This is a genomic window from Agromyces sp. G08B096 (assembly GCF_040267705.1).
GTDB lineage: Bacteria > Actinomycetota > Actinomycetes > Actinomycetales > Microbacteriaceae > Agromyces.
The window spans coordinates 1,379,043-1,401,404 of sequence record NZ_CP158374.1; the positions used below are offsets into that span (position 1 = coordinate 1,379,043).

The window sequence follows — 22,362 nt, forward strand, 5'->3', positions numbered from 1 at the left end:
CTGGGCGTCATGAAGGTCGCGCGGTTCAGCCACGGTGAGTCCATCTCGTTCGGGATCATCGACGAGGAGGAGCACGACCTCGTCGTGCTGAAGGGCGATCCGCTCTTCGCCGGGTTCGAGACCACGGGCGAGCGGGTGCCGCTCGCCGACGCGAAGCTGCTGGCCCCCGTCATCCCGCGGTCGAAGGTCGTCGCCGTGGGGCGGAACTACCGCGAGCACGCGGCCGAGTTCGGCAACGAGGCACCGGCCGAGCCGCTGCTGTTCCTGAAGCCGAACACGTCGGTGGTCGGGCCGGGTGACGCCATCGTGCTGCCGCCGCAGTCCTCGCGCGTCGAGCACGAGGGCGAGCTGGCCGTGATCATCGGCCGCATCGCGAAGAACGTGGCCGAGGCCGACGCCGAGGACGTGATCTTCGGCTACACCGTCGCCAACGACGTGACGGCCCGAGACCTGCAGCGCTCCGACGGGCAGTGGACCCGGGCGAAGGGCTTCGACACGTTCTGCCCGCTCGGCCCGGTCATCGCGACCGACGTCGACTTCCAGTCGGGCACCATCGAGACGAGCGTGAACGGCGAGCGCCGGCAGGAGGGCCGCCTGGCAGACATGGTGCACTCCGTGCCGGCCATCATCGCCTACGCGTCCGCCGTGTTCACGCTGCTGCCCGGCGACGTGATCCTCACGGGCACGCCCGCGGGCGTCGGCCCGCTCGTGGCGGGCGACACCGTCGAGGTCACGGTCTCCGGACTCGGCACGCTGTCGAACCCCGTGCGCTGACGCGGCTCAGCGTCCGAGCGCCGAGGCCGCGAGCTCGACGTCCTCGTCGTCGTTCCAGAGGTGGAACGCCACGCGCGCGCGGCCGGCGCGCCCCGAGGCGACGAGTCCCGCACCCGTGAGCGCGGCGAGGTCGTCGCCGTCGGCGTCGGGCCAGGTGACGATGGCGCTGTCGGATGCCTCGAGCCCGAGACGCTCCCGGTGCGCGTTCGCGAGACGCACGTCGTGGTCGCGGACGCCGGCCTGGTCGAGTTCCGCGGCCTGGCGGAGGGCGATCTCCGCGCCCGCCCACGCGTGCCACGCGGGGGAGACGTCGAAGCGGCCGGCATCGGCGGCGAGGTGCAGGTCGGGGCCGTAGCAGGACGCCCACGGGTCGGCGCCCGAGTACCACCCGGCCGTGTGCGGGGTGAGGTCCGCGATCGCGCGGTCGCTGAAGGCCGCGAACGCCGCGCCTCGGGGCGCGGAGAGCCATTTGTAGGCGTGGCAGACGAGCACGTCCGCGTCGAGGTCGTCGGTCGGCATCCATCCGGTCGCCTGGGTCGTGTCGAGCAGGAGGAATGCGCCCGCGTCGCGTGCGGCGCGTGAAACCGCGGTCGCGTCGGCGACCTCGCCCGTCGCGGACTGCACGAGCGATGCGGAGACGATCGACGTGCCCGGCCCGATCTCGTCCGCGAGCGCATCGAGCGGCACGTGGCGCACGCGGAGATCGCCGCGCGCGAGGAACGGCGCGACGATCGAGCTGAAGTCGCCGTCGATACAGACGACCTCCGCGCCCGGAGCGGCGGAGGCGGCGACGAGTCCGGCGAACACCGACACCTGCGAGCCCGTCGCGACGCGCTCGGGCCGGGTGCCGAGGAGGGTGGCGGCGTGGCCTCGGGCGCGCTCGACGACGGAGGAATACTCGGCGGCGCTGGCGCGGCCGCCGGCCCACCGCTCGAGGTCGGTCGCGAGGGCCTCGCGCGTCGCCGCGCTCGGGAGGCCCAGCGTGCAGGCGGCGAGGTAGCCGCGGCCGGAGGCGTACTGCGTGCGAGCGGGGTGCATGCCTCCAGTCTCGAAGCGCTCGACTCATTCGACAACGGCAGGTGTTCAATGCAAGAGATAGGCAGAGGTTATGATTCGCGCATGACGGATGCCTCCACCGAACGCCTCGCCGCGGCCATCGATCTGCAGACCGTGCGCATCGTGCACGCCGTGGCCGAGCACGGCTCGCTCACCGCGGCCGCGACCGCGCTCGGCTATAGCCAGCCGGCCGTGAGCCAGCAGGTGCGCCGGTTCGAGCAGCGCACGGGCGTGGCCCTCGTGGAGCGTGCGGGGCGGGGCATCCGGCTCACCGAAGCCGGGCGCGTCCTCGCCCGGCACGCGCGCGGCGTCACCACCTCGCTCGAAGCGGCCGCGGGCGAGCTCGCCGAACTGCAAGGCCTCCGCACCGGGCGTCTCCGGCTCGTGGCCTTCCCGTCGGCATCGCCGACGCTCGTGCCCCGGCTCATCGCGACGCTCGGGGCGAGCCATCCCGGTGTGGCGATCACCTACGTCGAGGCGGAGCCCCCCGAGGCGGTCGACGCCGTGCGCCGTAACCGCGCCGACCTCGCCATCACGTTCAGCTATCCCGGCGACCGCGACGACCCGCACCGGGCGAGCGCGAGGGGGCTCGCCGTGCGCGACTACGGGGCGGAGCCGATCCGCTTGGTGCTGCCGGCGGGGCATCCGCTCGCCGACCTCGCGGACGTGCCGCTCGAGCGGCTGGCGGCGGAGCCGTGGATCGCGGGATGCCCCCGCTGCCGGGGCCATCTGCTGGAGCTCGCCGCTGCCGCGGGCTTCGCGCCGCGCATCGCGTTCGAGACCGACAACTTCGTCGCCGTCGAGGGCATGGTCGCCCAAGGGCTCGGGGTGGCGCTGCTGCCGGGGCTCGCGCTGCAGGCGACGCCGCGGAACCCGGGCGTCGTGGTGCGCCCGACGGCTCGAGAGGACGTCCGCTCGCTGCACCTCGTGACCGCGCGAGGGGGCGAGCGCGTGCCCGCCGTCGCCGCCGCACTCGCCGCGCTGACGGCGCTCGCACCCGTCGGCGGGCCCCCGGATCACCTCGGTAGCATGGACGACGATGTCTGACACGGCCCACCCCACGACCACCGCCACCGGAAGCGACATCCGTGTGCGCTTCTGCCCGTCGCCCACCGGCACCCCGCACGTCGGGCTGGTGCGCACGGCCCTCTTCAACTGGGCGTACGCGCGCCACACGGGCGGCACCTTCGTGTTCCGCATCGAAGACACCGACGCCGCGCGCGACAGCGAGGAGAGCTACGAGCAGATCCTCGACGCGCTCACCTGGCTCGGCCTCGACTGGGACGAGGGCATCGGCATCGGCGGACCGCACGAACCCTACCGCCAGTCGCAGCGCGGTGAGATCTACGCCGACGTCATCGCGCGGCTGAAGGCCGCCGGCCACCTCTACGAGAGCTTCTCGACCGCCGAGGAGATCGATGCCCGCAACGAGGCCGCGGGCCGGCCCAAGCAGCTCGGCTACGACAACTTCGACCGCGACCTCACCGACGAGCAGCGCGCCGCCTTCCGTGCCGAGGGTCGCGAGCCCGCGCTGCGGCTCCGGGTGCCCGATGTCGACCTGGGCTTCGACGACCTCGTCCGCGGACGCATCGACTTCCCCGTCGGCTCGACGACCGATTTCGTGCTCGTGCGCCCGAACGGCGCCCCGCTGTACACGCTCGTGAACCCCGTCGACGACGCGCTCATGGGCATCACGCACGTGCTCCGCGGCGAAGACCTCCTCTCCTCGACGCCCCGGCAGATCGCGCTGTACCACGCGCTCATCGACATCGGAGTCACCACCTTCGTGCCGCGCTTCGGCCACCTGCCGTACGTCATGGGGGAGGGGAACAAGAAGCTCTCCAAGCGCGACCCCGAGTCGAACCTGTTCCACCACCGCGACCGCGGCTTCATCCCTGAGGGGCTGCTCAACTACCTCTCCCTCCTCGGGTGGGGCTTCTCGGCCGACCGCGACGTGTTCAGCCGCGACGAGCTCGTCGCCGCCTTCGACGTGGCGAACGTGAACCCGAACCCCGCCCGCTTCGACCTGAAGAAGGCGGAGGCGATCAACGGCGACCACATCCGACTCCTCGACGCGAGCGACTTCGCCGCCCGCACGGTGCCCTACCTCCAGGCCGCCGGCGCCGTGTCGACCCCGATCACGCCCGCGCAGGAGGCGGTCCTCGCCGAGGCCGCGCCGCTCGTGCAGGAGCGCATCGCGCTGCTCGGCGAGGCGCCCGGCATGCTCGGCTTCCTGTTCACGGATGCCTCGGGCCTCACCCTCGACGACGACGCCGTCGGCTCGCTGCCCGACAACGCCGGCGAGGTCGTCGCAGCGGCCCGCGAGGCGCTCGACCGCCTCCCCGCCGAGGCTTGGGCCACTGCCGAGATCGAGGAGGCGCTCCGCGGCGCGCTCGTCGACGGCCTCGGCCTCAAGCCGCGGGTCGCGTTCGGCCCCGTGCGCGTCGCGATCTCCGGCCGGCGCGTCTCGCCGCCGCTGTTCGAGTCGATGCAGATCCTCGGCAAGGTCGACTCGCTCGCGCGCCTCGACGGCCTCGCAGCGCGCCTCGGGCGCTGACGGTCGCTCGGTTTGGAGGCTGCTCGATCGTCGGCTAGAGTAGCTTCTCGGCCCGAGACCGCGGTTTCAGGCCATTGGGGTATGGTGTAATTGGCAACACGGCTGATTCTGGTTCAGTTGTTCTTGGTTCGAGTCCAGGTACCCCAGCGTTGAAGAACCCCCGCTCAGGCGGGGGTTTTCGCGTGTCAGGCACCCCACCGCCGGGTCTCAGACGACCCCGGCCTGCACGGGTTGGCTGCGCCCCATCGGGCGGCCGTCCTCCGGTGCCACGGCCCCGATCGTCACCCTGCGTCGCGCAGGCCCCGCCCGAGTTGCATCCGTCGTCGCCGTTTGTCACGCTGAGGGCGTGCCGTCGCCCTCTCGTTCCGTGTTCGCGGATGTCTCGTGGAAGCGGCTGCTCTGGTACGTCGCGGGCGCCCTCGTGCTGCTCGCCGGCGCCGTGCTCGTCGCGCGTGCCCTGCGGGGCGTGGCCGCCGTTCAGGACTTCATCGAGACGTACCCGGGCCACAGCGACGTCCCGGAGGGCACACCGGTGGGCCTGCCGGCCTGGCTCGGCTGGCAGCACTTCTTCAACGCCTTCTTCCTGGTGATGATCGTGCGCACCGGCCTCCTCGTCCGCTCGAAGCAGCGGCCGCCGGCGTTCTGGACGCGCGACAATACCCGGTTCCCGCGCACCGCCGGCACGCCCAGGCGGCTCGGCATCTCGGTGTGGCTGCACCTCACGGTCGACGCGCTGTGGGTGCTGAACGGCGTCGTCTACGTCGTGCTGCTCTTCGCGACGGGGCAGTGGCTCCGCATCGTGCCCACCGACTGGTCGGTCGTGCCGAACTCGATCTCGGTCGTGCTGCAGTACCTCTCGCTCGAGTGGCCGGTGGAGAACTCGTGGGTGTCGTACAACGACGCGCAGGTGCTGGCGTACTTCGCGGTGGTCTTCATCGCGTCGCCGGTCGCGATCGTGACGGGCCTCCGGCTCTCGCCGGTCTGGCCGATGCAGGGGCGCTGGTCGCGCCTGCCGAGCGAGCGCGTGGCCAGAGCCGTGCACTACCCGACGATGCTGTTCTTCCTGCTGTTCACGTTCGTGCACGTCGTGCTGGTGCTCACGACGGGGATGCTGCGCAACCTCAACCACATGTACGCCGCGCGCGACGCCGACGACTGGATCGGGTTCGTCGTGTTCGCTGGGTCGGTCGTCGTGCTCGTCGCCGGCTGGTTCCTCGCGCGGCCCCTCGTGCTCGTGCCGCTCGCGGAGCGCTTCGGGACGGTGAGGCGGATGCCGCAGCCCCCGTCGCCCACGCGCGAACCGGCGTCACACGGGCGATCCTGAGCACCGCGCAAGCCCCCGCGCCGCGGCTGGACAACTCCGGCCCGCTGCGCTTGCATGGAACCACGTAACGCGAATGGGGGGTGGTGTCGCCATGGACCATGACCTCGACGACGGGGCATCCGCCCCGCTCGGCCGGAACAAGCGCAGTCGCGACTTCGAGGAGACGCGGACGCCGCTGGGCGTCCTCGGCGGGTTCCTCGGCATGGTGCTCGCGAGCGCCGCGGCCGGCGCGCTCGTCGCGACCGCGGCGGCGCCGGCGCTGTCGCTGGTCGGGGTCACCGCCTCCAGCACCATCGGCATGTTCGAGAACCTTCCCGGGTACCTCGAGATCGGCGAGCTGTCGGAGAAGAGCGACATCTACGCCACCGCGAGCGACGGCACGCCCGTGCACCTCGCGTCGTTCTACGACCAGAACCGCATCAACGTGGGCTGGGACCAGGTCAGCCAGTTCGTGAAAGATGCCGCGGTCGCCGGCGAGGACCCGAGGTACTACGACCACGGCGGCATCGACCTGCAGGGCACCATCCGCGCCGCCGTGACCACCGCGACGGGACGGGAGACGCAGGGCGGGTCATCCATCGCGCAGCAGTACGTGAAGAACGTGCGCGTGCAGGAATGCGAGCGCGAGGCCGCGACCGTCGCGCTCGAAGACCTCACCGAGGAGGAACGCGCGGCCCTCACCCCCGACGAGCGGTTCGCGCTCATCGAGGAGGAGAAGCTCGCCTGCTACGACAGCGCCACCGAGACGACGATCGACCGCAAGCTCAAGGAGATGCGGCTCGCGATCGGCGTCGAGAAGCGCTACACCAAAGACGAGATCCTGCTCGGGTACCTGAACATCGCGGGGTTCGGCGGCACGGTGTACGGCATCGAGGCGGCCGCGAACTACTACTTCTCCACGACCGCCGCGAACCTCACGCTCGCGCAGGCCGCATCGCTCGTGGCGATCGTGAACAACCCGGTGAAGTTCCAGCTCGACAAGCCCGACGACGCCGAGAACGGCGCGGCGAACGGGTATGCGGCGAACCTCGCGCGGCGCAACTACATCCTCGACCGCATGCTCGAGTTCAAGAAGATCACGCAGGCGCAGTACGACGAGGCCGTCGCGACGCCCGTGCAGCCCGTGATCCAGGAGCCGAGCACCGGGTGCCAGACCGCGGGCGGTTCGGCGTACTTCTGCGATTACGTCACCCACATCCTCGAGAACGACCCCGCGTTCGGCGACGACCCCGAGGAGCGATTCCTCAACTTCCGCCGCGGCGGATTCGATGTGTATACGACGCTCGACCTCGACCTGCAGGCCGCCGCCGAGCGCGCCATCGCCGAGAACGTGCCGCAGACCTACCCCGGCTGGGATGTCGGCGGCGTGATCTCGAGCGTGGAGGTTGGCACCGGCCGCGTCCTCGCCATGGCGCAGAATAAGAACTACAGCCAGGACCCCGCGGTCGTCGCCGGCCGGCCCGAGTTCACCGGCATCAACTACAACACCGACTACGACTACGGCGGATCGAGCGGCTTCCAGCCGGGTTCGAGCTACAAGGTCTTCACGCTCGCGCAGTGGCTCGCCGAGGGGCACGGCCTGAACGAGCGGGTCGACTCGCGTCGGAAGAGCAACTGGGGCGCGTTCCGCGACAGCTGCCAGGGAACGCAGTTCGCAGAACCCGGCTGGAACCCGCGCAACGACGCGAACGAGCCAGGGGCGAACTACACGGCGCTGGAGTCCACGATCGGCTCGATCAACACCGGATTCCTCGGCATGGCGAAGCTGCTCGACCAGTGCGGCATCGCGAGCACCGCCGAGGCCTTCGGGGTGCATCGGGCCGACGGCGACCCGCTCGTGCACTATCCGTCGGCCGTGCTCGGCATCAACGAGGTCGCCCCGCTCAGCATGGCCATCGCGTTCGCCGGCATCGCGAACAACGGCGTCTCGTGCTCGCCGGTGGCGATCGACCGTATCGTCGGCCGCGACGGCGAGGAGATCGCGCGGCCGCAGACCACCTGTACGCAGGCGGTGGCGCCCGAGGTGGCCGCGGGGATGCACTACGGCCTCCGCCGCGTGATGACGAGCGGCACCGGCCAGACGTCGGCGGCCAACACCGTGCCCTCCGTACCACTCATCGGCAAGACCGGCACGACCGACGGCGCGAAGGACACCTGGATGGTCGGAGCGAGCACGCGAGTCGCCACGGCGGCCGCCGTGGTGAGCGTCACGGGCGAGGCCAACCAGCGCGGCATCTACTTCGACAGCGGGCAGGCCGCACAGGCGAGGCACCGGATGTTCCCGACCGTGATGTCGGTGGCCGCGGCCAAGTACGGCGGCGACGGCTTCTCCGAACTCGGTCCGGGGCCCGTGGTCGCGCGCCCCGGCGGGCCGCCGCCCACCACCGAACCGGCTCCGGAGACGACAGAACCCGCTGACACGGGCGACGGCGAACAGCTTCCGCCTGCCGAGCCGCCCGCTGACGGCGGGGGAGGCGGGCCCGGCCCCGATGGCGGCGGCGGTGACGGCCAGGGCGACGGCGGGCCGGGCGGCGGCCGCGATGACGGCGGCGGTCGCGGAGGCGGCGGAGGCCGAGGCGGCTGATGATGAACGAGGGATGCCCCGGGCGGGGCATCCCTCGTTGTCATTCGCCGCGACGGGGCGACCGACCCGTCGCGATCAGAAGTCGAGCGTGTCGCCCGGCTCGAGCGCGAAGTACTCGCCCCCGCCCTGCTCGGTCGCCCACTTCAGCCGGGCGTTCGAGGACTCCTTCCCCGCGCGCGAGAGCATCATCTCGTGCGTCGGGAAGGCGCGCTTCGGCGCCACCTCGACGACGTAGTCCATCGCCTCCGAGATCTTCATCCACGGTGCTCCGGCCGGAGCGGCGAGCACCTCGACCTCGACGTCCTCCGGCACCGTGAACGAATCGCCCGCGTAGTAGAGGCGTTCGTCGACGAGCACGCCGAGGTTGTCGACCACCGGGATCGAGGCGTGGATGACGGCGTGCCGGCCGCCGAAGAACCGCAGCCGGAACGGCGCGACCTCGACCGTGTCGCCGGCGTGCACCTCCTCGACGGCGACACCCTGCTCGGCCGCCGCGCGGACCACTCCCGGCGGACCGAAGACCCGCAGCTCGGGATTCAGGTCGGCGATGCGGGCGAGCTGTTCCGGTGTCCAGTGGTCGTCGTGCTCGTGCGTGATGACGACGGCGACGGCGCCGGCGGCCTCGGTGATCGGCGTGGTGAACTTGCCCGGATCGATGAACAGGCGCGACCCGGAGTTCTCGATGATGAGGGCCGCGTGCTCGAGCTTGGTCAATCGCATCCTCCGAGCCAACACGAGCCGATGCCGACCGCGCAAGCGGGTGCATTGCGGCCCGCGTCGTGCTCCGCGCCGGGGTGCTGCCAGAATCGCAGAGTGACCCGACCCCCCGCGCGACTGCTCGTCGCCGTGAACCCCGCTGCGGCCTTCGGCCGGAACCTCGACGTCGGGCCCGCCGTGGTCGACCGGCTGCTCCGCGTCGGGTACGAGGTGACGATGCTGCGCGAGGCGAACGTCGAACTACTCCGGCGCGAGGCCGAGCAGGCCGTCGCGCAGGGCACCGACGGGGTCGTGGTCGTCGGCGGCGACGGCATGGTCTCGCTCGGTGTCAATCTGCTCGCGGGCACCGGCGTGCCGCTCGGCATCGTCGCCGCGGGTACCGGCAACGATCTCGCCCGCGGGCTCGGCCTGCCGTTCGACGACCCCGCGCTCGGCACGGAGGCGCTCGTCGAGGCGCTCCGGCACCCGCCGCAGGCGATCGATGCGGCGAGGGTCCGGCACGGTGCGCACACCACCTGGTACGCCGCGGTGCTCTCCGCCGGCTTCGACGCGGTCGTGAACGAGCGCGCGAACCGGATGATCCGGCCCCGCGGACCGAGCCGGTACACCCTCGCCCTGCTCCGAGAGCTCGCGACGTTCCGGCCGCGCGAGTACGTCATCACCATCGACGGCGTCCGCCGCGAGCAGCGCGCCATGCTCGTCTCGGTGGCGAACAACCCGTCGCTCGGCGGCGGCATGCGCATCGTGCCGCAGGCCGACCTGGCCGACGGCCTGCTCGACGTGTTCATCGTGCATCCGCTGAGCCGTGCGGGGCTGCTCGCGGTCTTCCCGAAGGTGTATTCCGGCACCCACGTCGAGCATCCCGCGGTCGAGTTCGTGCGAGCCCGGACCGTGCGGATCGAGGCATCCGATGTCGTCGCGTACGCCGACGGCGAGCGGATCGGGACCCTCCCGGTCGACGTCGAGGTCGTGCCGGGGGCGCTCTCCGTGTTCGCCTGAACCGGGCCGGCCGCGGGTGCCGCCTCGATTTGGAAACGCCCCGAAAGGTGTGTCATACTCTTCGAGTTGCCGGAACACGGAACGAGATTCCGAGACACACGGCCCCATCGTTTAGCGGCCTAGGACGCCGCCCTCTCACGGCGGTAGCGCGGGTTCAAATCCCGCTGGGGTCACCACTCGGCAACACGGCGGAACGCCCTCGCGAAAGCGAGGGCGTTCGTCGTTTCCGGGGCGGTTCGTCGTTTCCGGGGCGGTGCGTCGGTTCCGGCCGCTCGTCGCCGAGATCGGAGGAGGCGCCGAGCCGAGGCATCCGACCCGGCGCCTCGCACCTCACTCGGCGCGAGCGCCTCCGACGGCGGCCGGCTCGGGCTCGACCTCGCCGAGGCCCTGGCGGGCGTTCGGATACGCGACCGGCACGCCGTCGTGCACCTCGTGCGGCGACACCTTGTGGTACGACATGCGGTCGATGAGGGCGAGCGCGAGCGCGCTCAGGATGAACACCGAGTGGATGACGACCTGCCACAGCACGCCGTCCCACGTGTAGTCCTGACCGGTCTCCGTGCCGGCCGCGACGCCGCCCCTCATGTCGCCGACCTCGATGAAGGTCTTCAGGAGGTGGATCGACGAGATGCCGATGATCGCCATCGCGAGCTTGACCTTCAGCACGTTGGCGTTCACGTGGCTCAGCCATTCGGGCTGGTCGGGGTGTCCGTCGACCTGGATCCGCGACACGAACGTCTCGTAGCCGCCGATGATGACCATGATGAGCAGGTTCGCGATCATGACGACGTCGATCAGCCCGAGGACGGCCAGCATGATGTCGGCCTCGTCGATGTCCTCGGGGTGGGCGATGACCCCCTCGGCGAGATGCCAAAGCTCGATGACGAAGACCACCACGTAGATCGCCTGCGCCAGGATGAGGCCGAGATAGAGGGGAGCCTGCAGCCAGCGGCTGGTGAAGATGAGTCCGCCGACGGCGCGCGACCAGGGGGCGGTGCGGTACGTCGTCGTCGGGGGATGGGGCGGGGGCGTCGTCTTGGCGCTCACGGGTCTCCTTCTGGATGCGGGACTCCAGCCTAGGGCGGGGCATCCGATAGACTCCCGGGAGCGAAGGGGAGTATCCCGCGGGGCGAAAGTCCCGGGCCACGATCGTCAGTACGAGCGCCGCAGACGCCGCTCCGGGCGTGGAGGCGCACCGTCGGTGCGACCGGGAGAGACTTTCGGCCTCATCTGACCCATCTCATCTCCCGGAAGGCCGCCTGTTGCTCGAGCTCCCCGCCTGGTTCGAAATCGGATCCCTGATCGTCCTCACGCTCATCCTCGTGGGCGACCTGCTCCTCGTGCTGAAGCGCCCGCACGTGCCGTCGTTCAAGGAGTCGACCCTGTGGGTCGTCTTCTACGTGGTGCTCGCGCTGATCTTCGCGGGGCTGATGTTCCTCCTCGGCGACGCCGAGCACGGCGGGCAGTTCCTCGCCGGCTGGCTCACCGAGTACAGCCTGTCGATCGACAACCTGTTCGTGTTCGTCATCATCATGGCGAGGTTCTCGGTGCCGCGGAAGCTGCAGCAGGAGGTGCTCATGGTGGGCATCATCATCGCGCTGGTGCTCCGAGGCATCTTCATCCTGCTCGGCGCCTCGCTCATCGAGAACTTCAGCTGGATCTTCTACATCTTCGGCGCCTGGCTCGTGTGGACGGCCATCCAGCAGGTGCGCGGCGACCATGAAGACGAGGACTCCGAGACGTTCGTCGTCCGGATGCTCCGCAAGCGCGTCAGCCTCACCGACGAGTACGACGGGGTGAAGCTTCGCACCACGATCGACGGCAAGCGGTTCTTCACGCCGATGCTCATCGTCTTCGTCGCGATCGGCACCACCGACCTGCTGTTCGCGCTCGACTCGATCCCCGCGATCTTCGGCATCACGCAGAGCCCGTTCATCGTGTTCACGGCCAACGTGTTCGCCCTCATGGGTCTCCGCCAGCTCTACTTCCTCCTCGGCGGCCTACTCGAGCGCCTGGAGTACCTGAAGTACGGCATCGCGTTCATCCTGGCGTTCATCGGGGTGAAGCTCGTGCTGCACGCCATGCACGTGAACGAGCTGCCGTTCATCAACAACGGCGAGCACATCGAGTGGGCGCCCGAGATCTCGACGTGGATGTCCCTCGGCGTCATCCTCGCCGCGATGGCGGTGGCGACGATCGCGAGCCTCATCAAGGCGCGCCGCGACTCGCGTCAGCGCGGCCACAAGCTGATGGACGAGGTGCCGCACTTCACCGACGACGCGTCGTCGCGCGAGGGCTGAACGCCGGCCTCCGGCTTGCTAGCGTTGTCAACCGGCCCCGGTGCGGGGCCCGGGCGGCTGCCCGTGAACGGATGCATCGAGGTGGGACGTGTCTGCTGACGGCAAGGAGACGGTCGCGTACGCGGGCAGCGCCGAGGCGGGCGCCGCGGACGCGGTCGTCGCGCACAGTGCGGCGACCGACGTCGGCCGGGTGCGGCAGGTGAATGAAGACTCCTACCTCGCCGACGCCCCCGTCTACCTGGTCGCCGACGGCATGGGCGGGCACGCGCGAGGCGACGCCGCGAGCCGCGCGGTCGTCGAGACGTTCCGCCGTCACCTGACCGCGGGAACGGCGTCCACACCCGAGCAGGTGCTCGACGCGATCCACTCGGCGAACGACGCGGTGCGGGCGCTGAGCGATGCGGGCGACGAAGGGGTGGCGGTCGCCGGCACCACCCTCGCGGGCGTCGCGCTGGTCGACGCGGGCGCCGGCCAGGGCCTGAAGTGGATGGCGTTCAACGTCGGCGACTCGCGCGTGTACTCCTGGGACGGCCGCCGGCTCCGGCAGGTGAGCGTCGACCACTCCGCGGTGCAGGAGCTCGTCGACGCCGGGCTCATCGACCCGGCGGACGCCGAGCGGCACCCGGAGCGGAACGTCATCACGCGCGCACTCGGCGCCGACGAGTACGCCGAGCCCGACGTCTGGATCCTGCCCGCCACCGGGCGCCAGGCCTTCCTGCTGTGCTCCGACGGCCTGACCAAGGAAGTCGACGTCGACGAGCTCGCGCATATCCTCGCCGAGGGCGGACGCGCCGATGAATTGCTCGCCGCGGCGCTCGAACGGGGCGGTCGCGACAACGTGACGGTCGTCGTCGTGGAGTCGGAGATCGGCCGTCCTGAGGATGTCGACGACGAGACCACACGCGATCGGGCCGACGCGGAGGCCGATCCCGAGCAGACCCTGCCGCGCGACGGAGGTGCCGCATGACGGTGTACGTGCCCGATCCGACCGGGAAGTGGGTCGCCGTCGTGCGTGCCGGACGCGTGCTCGCCGGCCAGGCCGACGTGTTCGGTCAGCCGGAGTACTGGGAGGCGGTCGCGACCACCGACCCGGTGGCGACGGTCCTCGGTCTCGTGACCCGCGCCGGGCTCGCCGACGCCCCGCCCTTCGCGCTCGCGGTGCCTGCCGGCGACGGCGAGGTGCGGATCGTCGTGCGCGGCGGGTTCCGCGTGCGCTGCGGCGACGAGGTCGTGAGCGGCGCGCGGGTGTCGACCTGGACCGAACGCATCGTCGCCGCCGACGGCCTCGAGATCCTGGCGCCCTTCGCGCGCACGGGCGGCACGCACGCGTGGCCGGCCGAGGAGGCCGTCGTCGCGGCATCCGCGGTGCGTCTCGGCGAGGCGCTCGCGTCTGCCGGCGATGCGGATGCCTCGGCCGAGGCATCGACGTCAGGGGTCGTCGCTCCGGCGACGGACGCCGTGCCCCTGGGCGATGCCGGCACGGGAACCGGCGTCGCGCCCGCCGACGGCCGACCCGCCGACGAGGCGGCGGCCGACGAGACCGCGACCGACGAGGCGACGGTCGTGCAGGCGCCGAGCGGCCCGCCCGCACCGCCCGCACCCGCCTCGCCGCCCGCACCGCGGGTGGCGTCGGAGGCGACGGTCATCCCCGAGCAGACGATCGCGCCGGCCGACGAGCCCGTGGTCGACGACGAGGTCGAAGACCGCACGATCGTCGTGCCGCGTCCCACGGCGCTCACCGCCTCGGGCCCCGACGACGCGGAGGACGGCACCATCGCCCTCGATGCGATCCAGCGGTTGAAGCGCGAGCGGGCCCGTGGCGGCGACCGCGCGGCCGGCGAGGCCGCCGCTCCTGCGCCGAGCCTCCGCCTCGCGCTGCCCGGTGAGACGAGCGAGCCGCTCACCGGCGAGATCGTGCTCGGGCGCTCGCCCGGCGTCGGCCGAACGGTCGGCGGGCGCCTGCCGCGGCTCGTGACCATCGGCGCCGGCGACCCCGACATCTCGCGCAGCCACGTCAAGGTCGGTCTGCACGGCGGCACCGTGGTCGTCACCGACCTGAACTCCCGCAACGGCACCACGGTGATCCAGCCGGGCCGCGCGCCCGTTCGCCTGCGTGCCGGCGAGGAGACCCCCGTGCTCGTCGGCACCGTGATCGACCTCGGCGGCGGCTGGGCCGTCACCGTGGAGGGCGACTGACATGCGTCGCGCCTCCGCGCCACCTCCCGAGCTGCCGGGATACCGCCATGTGAGCCTGCTCGGCTCCGGCGGCTTCGCCGACGTGTTCCTCTACGAGCAGCGCCTGCCCCGCCGCCAGGTGGCGGTGAAGGTGCTGCTCGCCGACGACCTCACCCGTGACACCCGGGCGCAGTTCGTCGCCGAGGCGAACCTCATGGCCCAGCTGTCGGCGCATCCGTACATCGTCACGATCTTCCACGCCGACGTCTCGGCCGACGGCCGGCCGTACTTCGTGATGGAGTACTGCCCGGGGCCCAGCCTCGCAGCACAGCTGAAGCAGGCGCCGTTCGGCGCCGAGCAGGCGCTCCGCACCGGCATCCGCATCGCGGGCGCGGTCGCGACCGCGCACAGCGCCGGCATCCTGCACCGCGACATCAAGCCCGCGAACGTGCTGACCAACGCCTACGGATGGCCCGCCCTCACCGACTTCGGCATCTCGAGCAATCTCGAGGGCGAGCTGCCGATGCACACCATGACGTTCACGCGCGGCGGCGGCGATTCGACCGGGACGGGTCAGTCGGCGGTCGGCATGAGCGTGCCGTGGTCGCCGCCCGAGCTGTTCGACGACGAGGCCCGGGCGGACGTCCGCAGCGACGTCTTCTCGCTCGCCGCGACGGTGCACACCCTGCTTGCCGGTCGCAGCCCCTTCGAGGTGCCCGGGCGCCCGAACGGCTCGCTCGACCTCATCGGCCGGATCGAGCGGGGCGCGATCACGCCGCTGAACCGGCCCGACCTGCCGCGCAGCCTCGTCGAGGTGCTCCGGACCGGCATGGCCATGCGGCCCGAGGACCGGTACGCGAGCGCTGTCGACTTCGCCCGCGCGTTGCAGCGCGTCGAGCTGGAACTCGGGTACGCGGCCACGACGATCGAGGTGCCGAACCTCGCGGAGGCGCCCATCGAGCGCGGCGCGCCCGATGGACCCGGCGCTCCTGCCGACGCGGACGAGACCCGAGCCCGCACGGTGCAGAGCGTGCACGCCCAGGGGCCGCAGGCGGGCAGAGCGGCCGCTCCGGCCGCCGATCCCGACGCCACCAGGCATCGTGCCCCGCAGCGGATCGACGCGCAGGGCGCGTCGGCGCCCGTCGACGAGCGCACGGTCGTGCGCCGGCCGGGTGAGCGGGCCGACGAGCATCCCGGCATCACCGACGAGACGGTCGTCCGCACGAAGCCCGACCCCGCGCAGCAGCCGGCCGCGCCGGCGCCTCGTCGCCGGACGCCGGTGGGCGCGATCATCGGCGGCGTCGCCGGTGCGATCGTGCTCGCCGTGGTCGGCATCGCCGTCGCGACCTCGCTCACGACGACTCCGCCCGACGTGCCGGCGACCGAGGGCGCGGAGACCGAGGACGCGATCTCCGGCGAACAGGTGCCGGTCGCCGAGGTGGCTGCCGGCGTGAAGTCGGCCGACGGCACGAGCGCCACGTTCGCCGTCACGCACGAGGACGCCGAGGAGGGCGACCGGTACCGGTGGCGACGTGCCGACGGTATCGGCGACACGCAGGTCACCGACGGGTCCGAGATCGTCGTGACGGGCCTCGCCCCGGGCCAGTCGGTCTGCGTCGACGTGCAGGTGCAGCGCGGCACGAAGACGTCGCCCGAGCAGCGGGGATGCACGCCATGACCCCGCTGAAAGTGGAGTTCTGCGGCGAGTGGTACACCGTCGACCCCGACCGCCCGTTCGGCATCGGCCGCGAGTCCGACCTCGTCATCGACGAGAACCCGTACCTGCACCGCACCTTCCTCACTCTCAGGGCCGAGCACGGGCTCTGGTGGCTGCACAACGTGGGCCAGCTGCTGTCGGCGACCGTCTCCGACGCCACCGGGGGAGTGCAGGCCTGGCTCGCCCCGGGCGCCCGCCTGCCGATCGTGTTCCAGACCATGCACGTCATGTTCAGCGCCGGGTCGACGACGTACGACTTCGCGATCCACGCCGAGACCGATCTGTATGCGACCTCGCTCACGACGACCGAGGCCGGCACGGGCACGACGATCATGCCCGTCACGTTGACGGCCGGGCAGCGGCTGCTCGTGCTCGCGCTCGCCGAGCCGGTGCTCGTCCAGCACGCCGCCGGCCGGGCCACGGTGCCCTCCTCCGCCGAGGCCGCCCAGCGCCTCGGCTGGAGCATGACGACCTTCAACCGCAAGCTCGACAACGTGTGCGAGAAGCTCGACCGCATCGGCGTGCAGGGCCTCCGCGGCGGACGCGGGAAGCTCGCGACGAACCGCCGCACCAGGCTCGTCGAGTACGCCGTCGCGACCCGGCTGGTCAGCGCCGACGACCTGCCGCTGCTCGACGCCGCGAACACTGCCGACGACGCGTCCTGACGGGCGACATGGGGAGTCCTCCCCGTTTGGGGGCCTTCCGCTCGCGTGTTAGGTTGATGCCCGCCGGGACCCGCCTGCCGCCTGCCCGGACGTATCCACGACGAACGCCGACCTGGGGAGTTGCATGAGCACGTTCGCGTCGCTCCTCCGCCGGCGCAAGCCGATCGCCACCACTGCGGCGATCGCGGTGCTCGCCGGCGTGCCCGTCACGTTCGCATTGCTGCACCAGGGCTTCCCGGTCACCGACCCCGACCTGCGGGTGCGCGACGTCTGGGTGACCAACGCGCAAGACCTCCTCGCGGGCCGGCTGAACCGGCAGATCGAGGAGCTCGACGCGGCCGTCGCGACGGCCGCGAGCGAGACCGACGTGTTCCAGCACGGCGAGGACGTCTTCCTCTACGACGCTGCGGCCGGCGCCGTCGAGCGGGTGGATGCCTCGTTCACGACGCTCGTCGAACGCATCGACGTGCCGCCCGCGTCGACCATCGCCTACGGCGGCGACGTCCTCGCGGTGCTCTCGCCCAAGGGCGAGCTGTGGACGATCGACGCGGGCGGGGAGCTCGCCTTCGACTGGCGTGGCACCGACCCCGTCGCCGAGGTCGACGGCGAGGGCGACCTCGCGGTCAGCAGCGAGGGCACGGTGTTCGCCAGCTCGCCCGATGACGGCGTGGTGCTGAAGCTCGTCCGCGGAGCGGACGAGACCGAGCCCGTCGAGGTCGGCAAGCTCGGCCGGCACGAGCTCGCCGCGGTCGGCGAGCAGCCCGTCGTGCTCGACTTCGACGCCGACGCGCTGCGCGTGGGCGACCGTCGCATCGAGCTGCCCGAGGCGGCGCTCCGACTGCAGCAGTCCGGGCCGGAGGCATCCACCGCCGTCGTCGCGACGGCCACCGGGCTGCTCGAGGTGCCGCTCGGCGGCGGCGACATCCGCGAGATCCCGCACGACGGCGTCGCGGGCGCCGATGAGGACGCCGAGAGCGTCGCCGCACCTGTCCGGCTCGGCGACTGCCTGCACGGGGCCTGGGCCGAGGCCGGCCGCTACCTCGCGGCCTGCGAGGGGCAGGAGCCTCGCGGCGTCGACCTCGAGCAGTCGACCGTCGGCGGGCGGCTCGAGTTCCGCGTGAACCGCGACGTGATCGTGCTGAACAACCTCGCCAACGGCGACGCCTGGCTCGTCGACTCCGACCTGCGTCTCGTCGACAACTGGGAGGAGGTGACGCCGCCGGAGGAGACCGAGGAGCTCGAGGGCGAGGAGAAGAGCTCGCAGCAGACCTTCGAGGACACCCTTGCCGAGCGCACCGACCAGAACCGGCCGCCCGTCGCCCGCGACGACGACTACGGCGTCCGGCCCGACCGCACCACCATCGTCGAGGTGCTCGAGAACGACACCGACCCCGACGGCGACGTGCTCACCATCGCCGCGACCAACGGCGTGCCCGAGGGCGCAGGCCGCATCGACGTCATCGACGGTGGGCGCGCGCTGCAGTACACGCCCGCCGAGGGTGCGGCCGGCACGCTGAGCTTCCGCTACACCGCCGACGACGGCCGGGGCGGCGTCGCCGAGGCATCCGTGAACCTGCGCGTCGTCCCCGACACCGAGAACCAGGCGCCCATCGCGCTCCGCAACGGCGCCGTGAGCGTCGAGCAGGGCCAGCACATCTCGTACAACCTGCTCGCCGACTGGAACGACCCCGACGGCGACGACCTGTTCCTCGTCGACGCCTCCCCGACCGGCGGCGATGTCGTGCGGTTCAGCCCCGACGGGTTCGTCACCTTCGAGCACAAGTCCGCCGAGCTCGGGCTCAAGGAGGTCGCGTACACGATCTCCGACGGGCAGGCCGCGAGCACGGGCACCTTCACGGTCGACGTGAAGCCCGCCGGCTCCCTGAACCCCGTCGGCACACCCGACTACGCGCAGACGTTCGTCGGCGAGACGACCGTGATCGAGCCCCTCGAAAACGACCTCTCGCCCTCCGGCGCGCCGCTGCAGCTGCTCGGCGTGCAGGAAACGCCGGACGGCGCCACCGTCACGCCGAACCCCGAGCGCGGAACCCTCGCGTTCACGAGCAACCAGGTCGGGGAGTACATCTTCCTGTACGACCTCGGCGCGGGAGCGAACGTCAGCGTCGGACTCGTGCGGGTGCAGGTGGTCGAACCGCCGTCCGAGACGCCGGCGCCGATCGCCGTGAAGGACACCGCCTTCCTCCGACCCGGCGAGCCGACGTCGGTCTCCGTGCTCGCGAACGACGTCTCGCCGTCGGGCCGGGTCCTCGCGGTGCAGTCGATCGACGACACCGCCACCGAGGGCCTCGTCTCCGTCGAGCTCATCACGAACACCGTCGCCCGCGTGAGCGCCTCGGAGGCGCTCGACCGCCAGCTCGAGTTCGAGTACACCGTGTCAGACGGCGTGAACTCCTCGACCGCCACGGTCACCGTCGTGCCGGTGCCGCCGCTCGTCAAGCACCAGCCGCCCGTCGCCCTCGACGATGCCGCCGTCGTGCGCGCGGGCGACATCGTCAGCGTCCCGGTGCTCGCGAACGACTACCACCCGGATGCCTCGACGATGCATCTGCTGCCCGAGCTCGACCAGTCGGGGGCCGAGGGCGGCATCGCCTTCATCGACGACGAGACGCTGCGCTTCCAGGCGCCCTCCTCGCCCGGGGTGAAGACCGTCGTCTACACGGTCACCGACGACTTCGAGCAGATCGCGCGCGCCACCGTGACGTTCAACGTGATCGGCCGCGACGCCGAGAACCGGGCGCCGCTGCCGACCCCGCTCACGTCCCGCACCTTCGCCGGGTCGACCGTGAAGATCGACGTGCCGCTCGACGGCATCGACCCCGACGGCGACTCGGTCGTGCTCACCGGCATCGCGTCGGCGCCGGCCCTCGGCCGCATCGTCGAGCGCACGAGCACGTCGCTCACGTACGAGGCGTTCCCGGGCGCCGCCGGCACCGACACGTTCTCGTACGAGGTCCGCGACACGTTCGGCAAGACCGCCGAGGGCACCATCCGGATCGGCGTCATCCCGCGGCCGGAGGTGCAGCTGCCGCCGAAGGCGGTCGACGACACCATCGAGATGAAGCCCGGCCGCACCGCGGGCGTCGAGGTGCTGCTGAACGACTCCGACCCGAGCGGCTTCCAGTTGCACGTCGCCGACCTGCCCGAGGTCGACGAGGGCATCGAGGCCGAGATCCGCGACCGGCGCCGCGTCGTCGTGACGGCGCCCGAGGCCGAGGGTGGGTACACCGTCCGCTACCAGATCTCCAATGGCCGCGGCGGTACCGACACCGCGTTCCTGCAGATCGCCGTGAGCGAGGACGCGATCGTCCCGCCGCCCACCGCGGAAGACCAGATCATCGAGCCCGAGCAGGTCGTCGGCGGTGAGTCCGTCGTCGTCGACCCGCTGAAGGATGCCACGAACCCGGGCGGTCTGGTCGAAGACCTCGTCGTCTCGCTCGAGGGCCCGAACGCCGACCTCGCCGAGCTCGCGTCCGACGGCACGATCGAGGTCGAGCCGCGCCGCGAACGGTACGCGGTCGCATTCCGCCTCACGAACGAGCTCGACGAGCTGTCGGCGATGGCCTTCGTCATCGTGCCGCCCGCGCCGGGCGGCGACGAGGTGCCTGAAGAGACCCAGCGTCCGAAGACCCCGGAAGAGCTCGCCGCTGAGGAGCGGGCGAAGTTCCCCGCGCCGCACCTCAAGTCGCTTGGCGAGATCGTGGTGCCGATGAACGGCCGCATCGAGTGGAGCGTCGACGACCTCGTCGAGGTGCCGTCCGGTCAGCCCGCCACCATCCTGTCCGCGAGCGCCACGAACGCCCGGTCGTCGTCGTTCGTGAGCGGCACGGAGCTGCAGTTCGAGCCCGCGCGCGATTACCGCGGGCCGGCGACGCTCACCTTCGAGGTCACCGACGGCGACGGCCCCGACGACCCCGTGGGCCGGCGCGCGATCCTCAGCCTGCCGATCACCGTAGGCGACCCCGGCTTCAACGACGTGGCGCCCACGTTCACGCCGGTCAACGAGACCATCGAGGCCGGCGAGGCGCCGCTCGAGATCGACCTGCGCGCCTCGACCGATCAGCCGAACAAAGAGAACATCGAGAAGGTCTCGTACACGAACCTCTCCGGCGAGACCGCCGACATCTCCGCCGACATCGTCGACGGGGCGACCCTGCGCGTGTCCGCGCCGCTCGGCGTGCAGCCCGGCACCGCCACGCGCCTGTCATTCGCGCTGAAGTTCAACGAGTTCACGGTGCCCGGGTACGTGGACGTGAAGGTGGTCTCCTCCACTCGTGCGATGCCGCGCGCGGTGGACGACCCGAACACGGGCCAGATCGAGATGACGCGGAGCGACAGTCAGGTCGTCGACGTGCTCTCGAACGACTTCAACCCGTTCGAGCAGGACGGCGTGCCGCTGAGGGTCGTCGCCGCCGAAATCGCCCAGCAGAGCGTCGGTGCCGGCGCGAGCGTGAGCTTCACGAGCGAGAACCTGACGGTGCGCACCGGGTCGGCGTTCACGGGCAACCTCACGGTCATCTACCGCATCGAAGACGGCACGAAGGACCCGGCCCGGCAGACGCAGGGGTACGTGAATGTGGTCGTGCGGGCGGCCCCGGACGCGCCCGGGGCGCCGACGGCGACGGCCGGCGACGGCAGCGCGGTCGTGAGATGGAACGCGCCGGCGAACAACAACTCGCCGATCACGGGTTATGTCGTCCGATGGGCCGGCGGTGAGAAGCCCTTCGGCGCCGACGCCGCCGGGAGGAACCAGACGATCGGTTCGCTCAGGAACGGGACGGAGTACTCGTTCACCGTCACGGCGATCAACGCCATCGGGGAATCCGCCGTATCCCGAGCGTCCAACCCTGTGACCCCGTGGGGTACCCCCACACCACCGCGCAGCCCGCAGGCGAGCGCGAGCGGCACCGCCCCGACGACCGTTACGGGCAGCTGGGTGGTGCCCGAAGACACGGGCGGCGGCGGCATCCGATACCAGGCGCGACTGGTCGGCCACAACAACACGTGGCGCGACGTCAGTGGTACATCGACGTCCTGGAGCAATGTCGGGGCCGGCACGTTCACCATGGAGGTCCGCGCGATCAACGGCGGCGGAAACGTGAGCGGCGTCGCGTCGAGGAACGTCAGCGTGAGCAACCCGCCGCCGCCCCAGCCGAGCGTCACCGTGCGCAAGGGGCCGGCCATGGGGCCGTACCACGGTCAGTACGGCAACTGCAACGGCACGTGTTGGTTCTTCGACGTCCAGGTCGAGAACTTCCGCGGGTCCGGACAGGTCACCGTCGTCCCGGGCTGCAACTCGACCACGCTGAGCGGTCGCTACACGATCAACCTCGACGGCAACGGCAACGGCCGGTACGTCGGCGGGTGGAGCGGTGGCAACCCGCAGAGCTTCTGCGGCGACTCGGGCTGGGCCGAGGTGAACGGCATCAGAGACTACTGGTGATCCCTCGGCAACCCCCACGACGCAACCGATCGA

At 71.5% G+C, this 22,362-nt stretch carries 15 protein-coding genes and 2 tRNA genes; 14 read left to right on the forward strand and 3 right to left on the reverse strand.

Annotated elements, in window-relative coordinates:
- Positions 1-9 precede the first annotated feature (9 nt).
- Complete coding sequence (locus ABIQ69_RS06745; RefSeq protein WP_350349603.1) at positions 10-774, forward strand: fumarylacetoacetate hydrolase family protein; 765 nt, start codon at positions 10-12, stop codon at positions 772-774.
- A 6-nt stretch (positions 775-780) separates the two neighbouring features.
- On the opposite strand, the gene ABIQ69_RS06750 is transcribed toward ABIQ69_RS06745, so the two are convergent.
- Complete coding sequence (locus tag ABIQ69_RS06750) at positions 781-1,812, reverse strand: aminotransferase class V-fold PLP-dependent enzyme (RefSeq protein WP_350349604.1); 1,032 nt, start codon at positions 1,810-1,812, stop codon at positions 781-783.
- Between the two features lie 81 nt (positions 1,813-1,893).
- Here ABIQ69_RS06750 and ABIQ69_RS06755 point away from each other — a divergent pair, with 81 nt between their 5' ends.
- From ABIQ69_RS06755 to ABIQ69_RS06775, 5 genes are all read left to right on the forward strand, one after another.
- Positions 1,894-2,877, forward strand: a complete 984-nt coding sequence (locus ABIQ69_RS06755; protein WP_350349605.1) for a LysR family transcriptional regulator — start codon at positions 1,894-1,896, stop codon at positions 2,875-2,877.
- Complete coding sequence (gene gltX, locus ABIQ69_RS06760; protein ID WP_350349606.1) at positions 2,870-4,387, forward strand: glutamate--tRNA ligase; 1,518 nt, start codon at positions 2,870-2,872, stop codon at positions 4,385-4,387. The genes ABIQ69_RS06755 and gltX overlap by 8 nt, the downstream gene beginning before the upstream one ends.
- A 75-nt stretch (positions 4,388-4,462) precedes the next feature.
- Positions 4,463-4,534 (forward strand) — tRNA-Gln (locus ABIQ69_RS06765).
- Positions 4,535-4,733: 199 nt separating this feature from the next.
- On the forward strand, positions 4,734-5,711 hold the full coding sequence (locus ABIQ69_RS06770; protein WP_350349607.1) for a hypothetical protein: 978 nt from the start codon (positions 4,734-4,736) through the stop codon (positions 5,709-5,711).
- Between the two features lie 91 nt (positions 5,712-5,802).
- Entirely contained in the window at positions 5,803-8,295 is a 2,493-nt protein-coding gene (locus ABIQ69_RS06775) for a transglycosylase domain-containing protein (RefSeq protein ID WP_350349608.1), read from the forward strand.
- A 75-nt stretch (positions 8,296-8,370) separates the two neighbouring features.
- Here ABIQ69_RS06775 and ABIQ69_RS06780 read toward each other — a convergent pair whose 3' ends face one another.
- Positions 8,371-9,015: an MBL fold metallo-hydrolase gene (locus tag ABIQ69_RS06780; protein WP_350349609.1), complete on the reverse strand. Its 645-nt coding sequence runs from the start codon at positions 9,013-9,015 to the stop codon at positions 8,371-8,373.
- A 93-nt stretch (positions 9,016-9,108) separates the two neighbouring features.
- On the opposite strand from ABIQ69_RS06780, the gene ABIQ69_RS06785 reads away from it, so the two are divergent.
- Both ABIQ69_RS06785 and ABIQ69_RS06790 read left to right on the forward strand, forming a co-directional pair.
- Positions 9,109-10,011: a diacylglycerol kinase family protein gene (locus ABIQ69_RS06785; RefSeq protein ID WP_350349610.1), complete on the forward strand. Its 903-nt coding sequence runs from the start codon at positions 9,109-9,111 to the stop codon at positions 10,009-10,011.
- A gap of 100 nt (positions 10,012-10,111) precedes the next feature.
- A tRNA-Glu gene (locus tag ABIQ69_RS06790) sits at positions 10,112-10,187 on the forward strand.
- 154 nt (positions 10,188-10,341) lie between these two features.
- On the opposite strand, the gene ABIQ69_RS06795 is transcribed toward ABIQ69_RS06790, so the two are convergent.
- On the reverse strand, positions 10,342-11,058 hold the full coding sequence (locus ABIQ69_RS06795; protein WP_350349611.1) for a TIGR00645 family protein: 717 nt from the start codon (positions 11,056-11,058) through the stop codon (positions 10,342-10,344).
- 212 nt (positions 11,059-11,270) lie between these two features.
- Between ABIQ69_RS06795 and ABIQ69_RS06800 the strand changes: the two genes are divergently transcribed.
- The 6 genes from ABIQ69_RS06800 to ABIQ69_RS06825 all read left to right on the forward strand — a co-directional run bounded on the left by ABIQ69_RS06800 (position 11,271) and on the right by ABIQ69_RS06825 (position 22,329).
- Entirely contained in the window at positions 11,271-12,311 is a 1,041-nt protein-coding gene (locus ABIQ69_RS06800; RefSeq protein WP_350349976.1) for a TerC family protein, read from the forward strand.
- Positions 12,312-12,399: 88 nt separating this feature from the next.
- Positions 12,400-13,278: a protein phosphatase 2C domain-containing protein gene (locus ABIQ69_RS06805; RefSeq protein WP_350349612.1), complete on the forward strand. Its 879-nt coding sequence runs from the start codon at positions 12,400-12,402 to the stop codon at positions 13,276-13,278.
- Entirely contained in the window at positions 13,275-14,507 is a 1,233-nt protein-coding gene (locus ABIQ69_RS06810) for an FHA domain-containing protein (protein WP_350349613.1), read from the forward strand. Before ABIQ69_RS06805 ends, ABIQ69_RS06810 begins: the two co-directional genes overlap by 4 nt.
- A gap of 1 nt (position 14,508) precedes the next feature.
- Complete coding sequence (locus ABIQ69_RS06815) at positions 14,509-16,164, forward strand: serine/threonine-protein kinase (protein WP_350349614.1); 1,656 nt, start codon at positions 14,509-14,511, stop codon at positions 16,162-16,164.
- Entirely contained in the window at positions 16,152-16,868 is a 717-nt protein-coding gene (locus tag ABIQ69_RS06820) for a hypothetical protein (RefSeq protein WP_350349615.1), read from the forward strand. The genes ABIQ69_RS06815 and ABIQ69_RS06820 overlap by 13 nt, the downstream gene beginning before the upstream one ends.
- Positions 16,869-16,992: 124 nt before the next feature.
- A complete protein-coding gene (locus tag ABIQ69_RS06825; RefSeq protein WP_350349616.1) occupies positions 16,993-22,329 on the forward strand; it encodes an Ig-like domain-containing protein in 5,337 nt (1,778 codons plus the stop codon).
- The last annotated feature ends 33 nt before the right edge of the window (positions 22,330-22,362 follow it).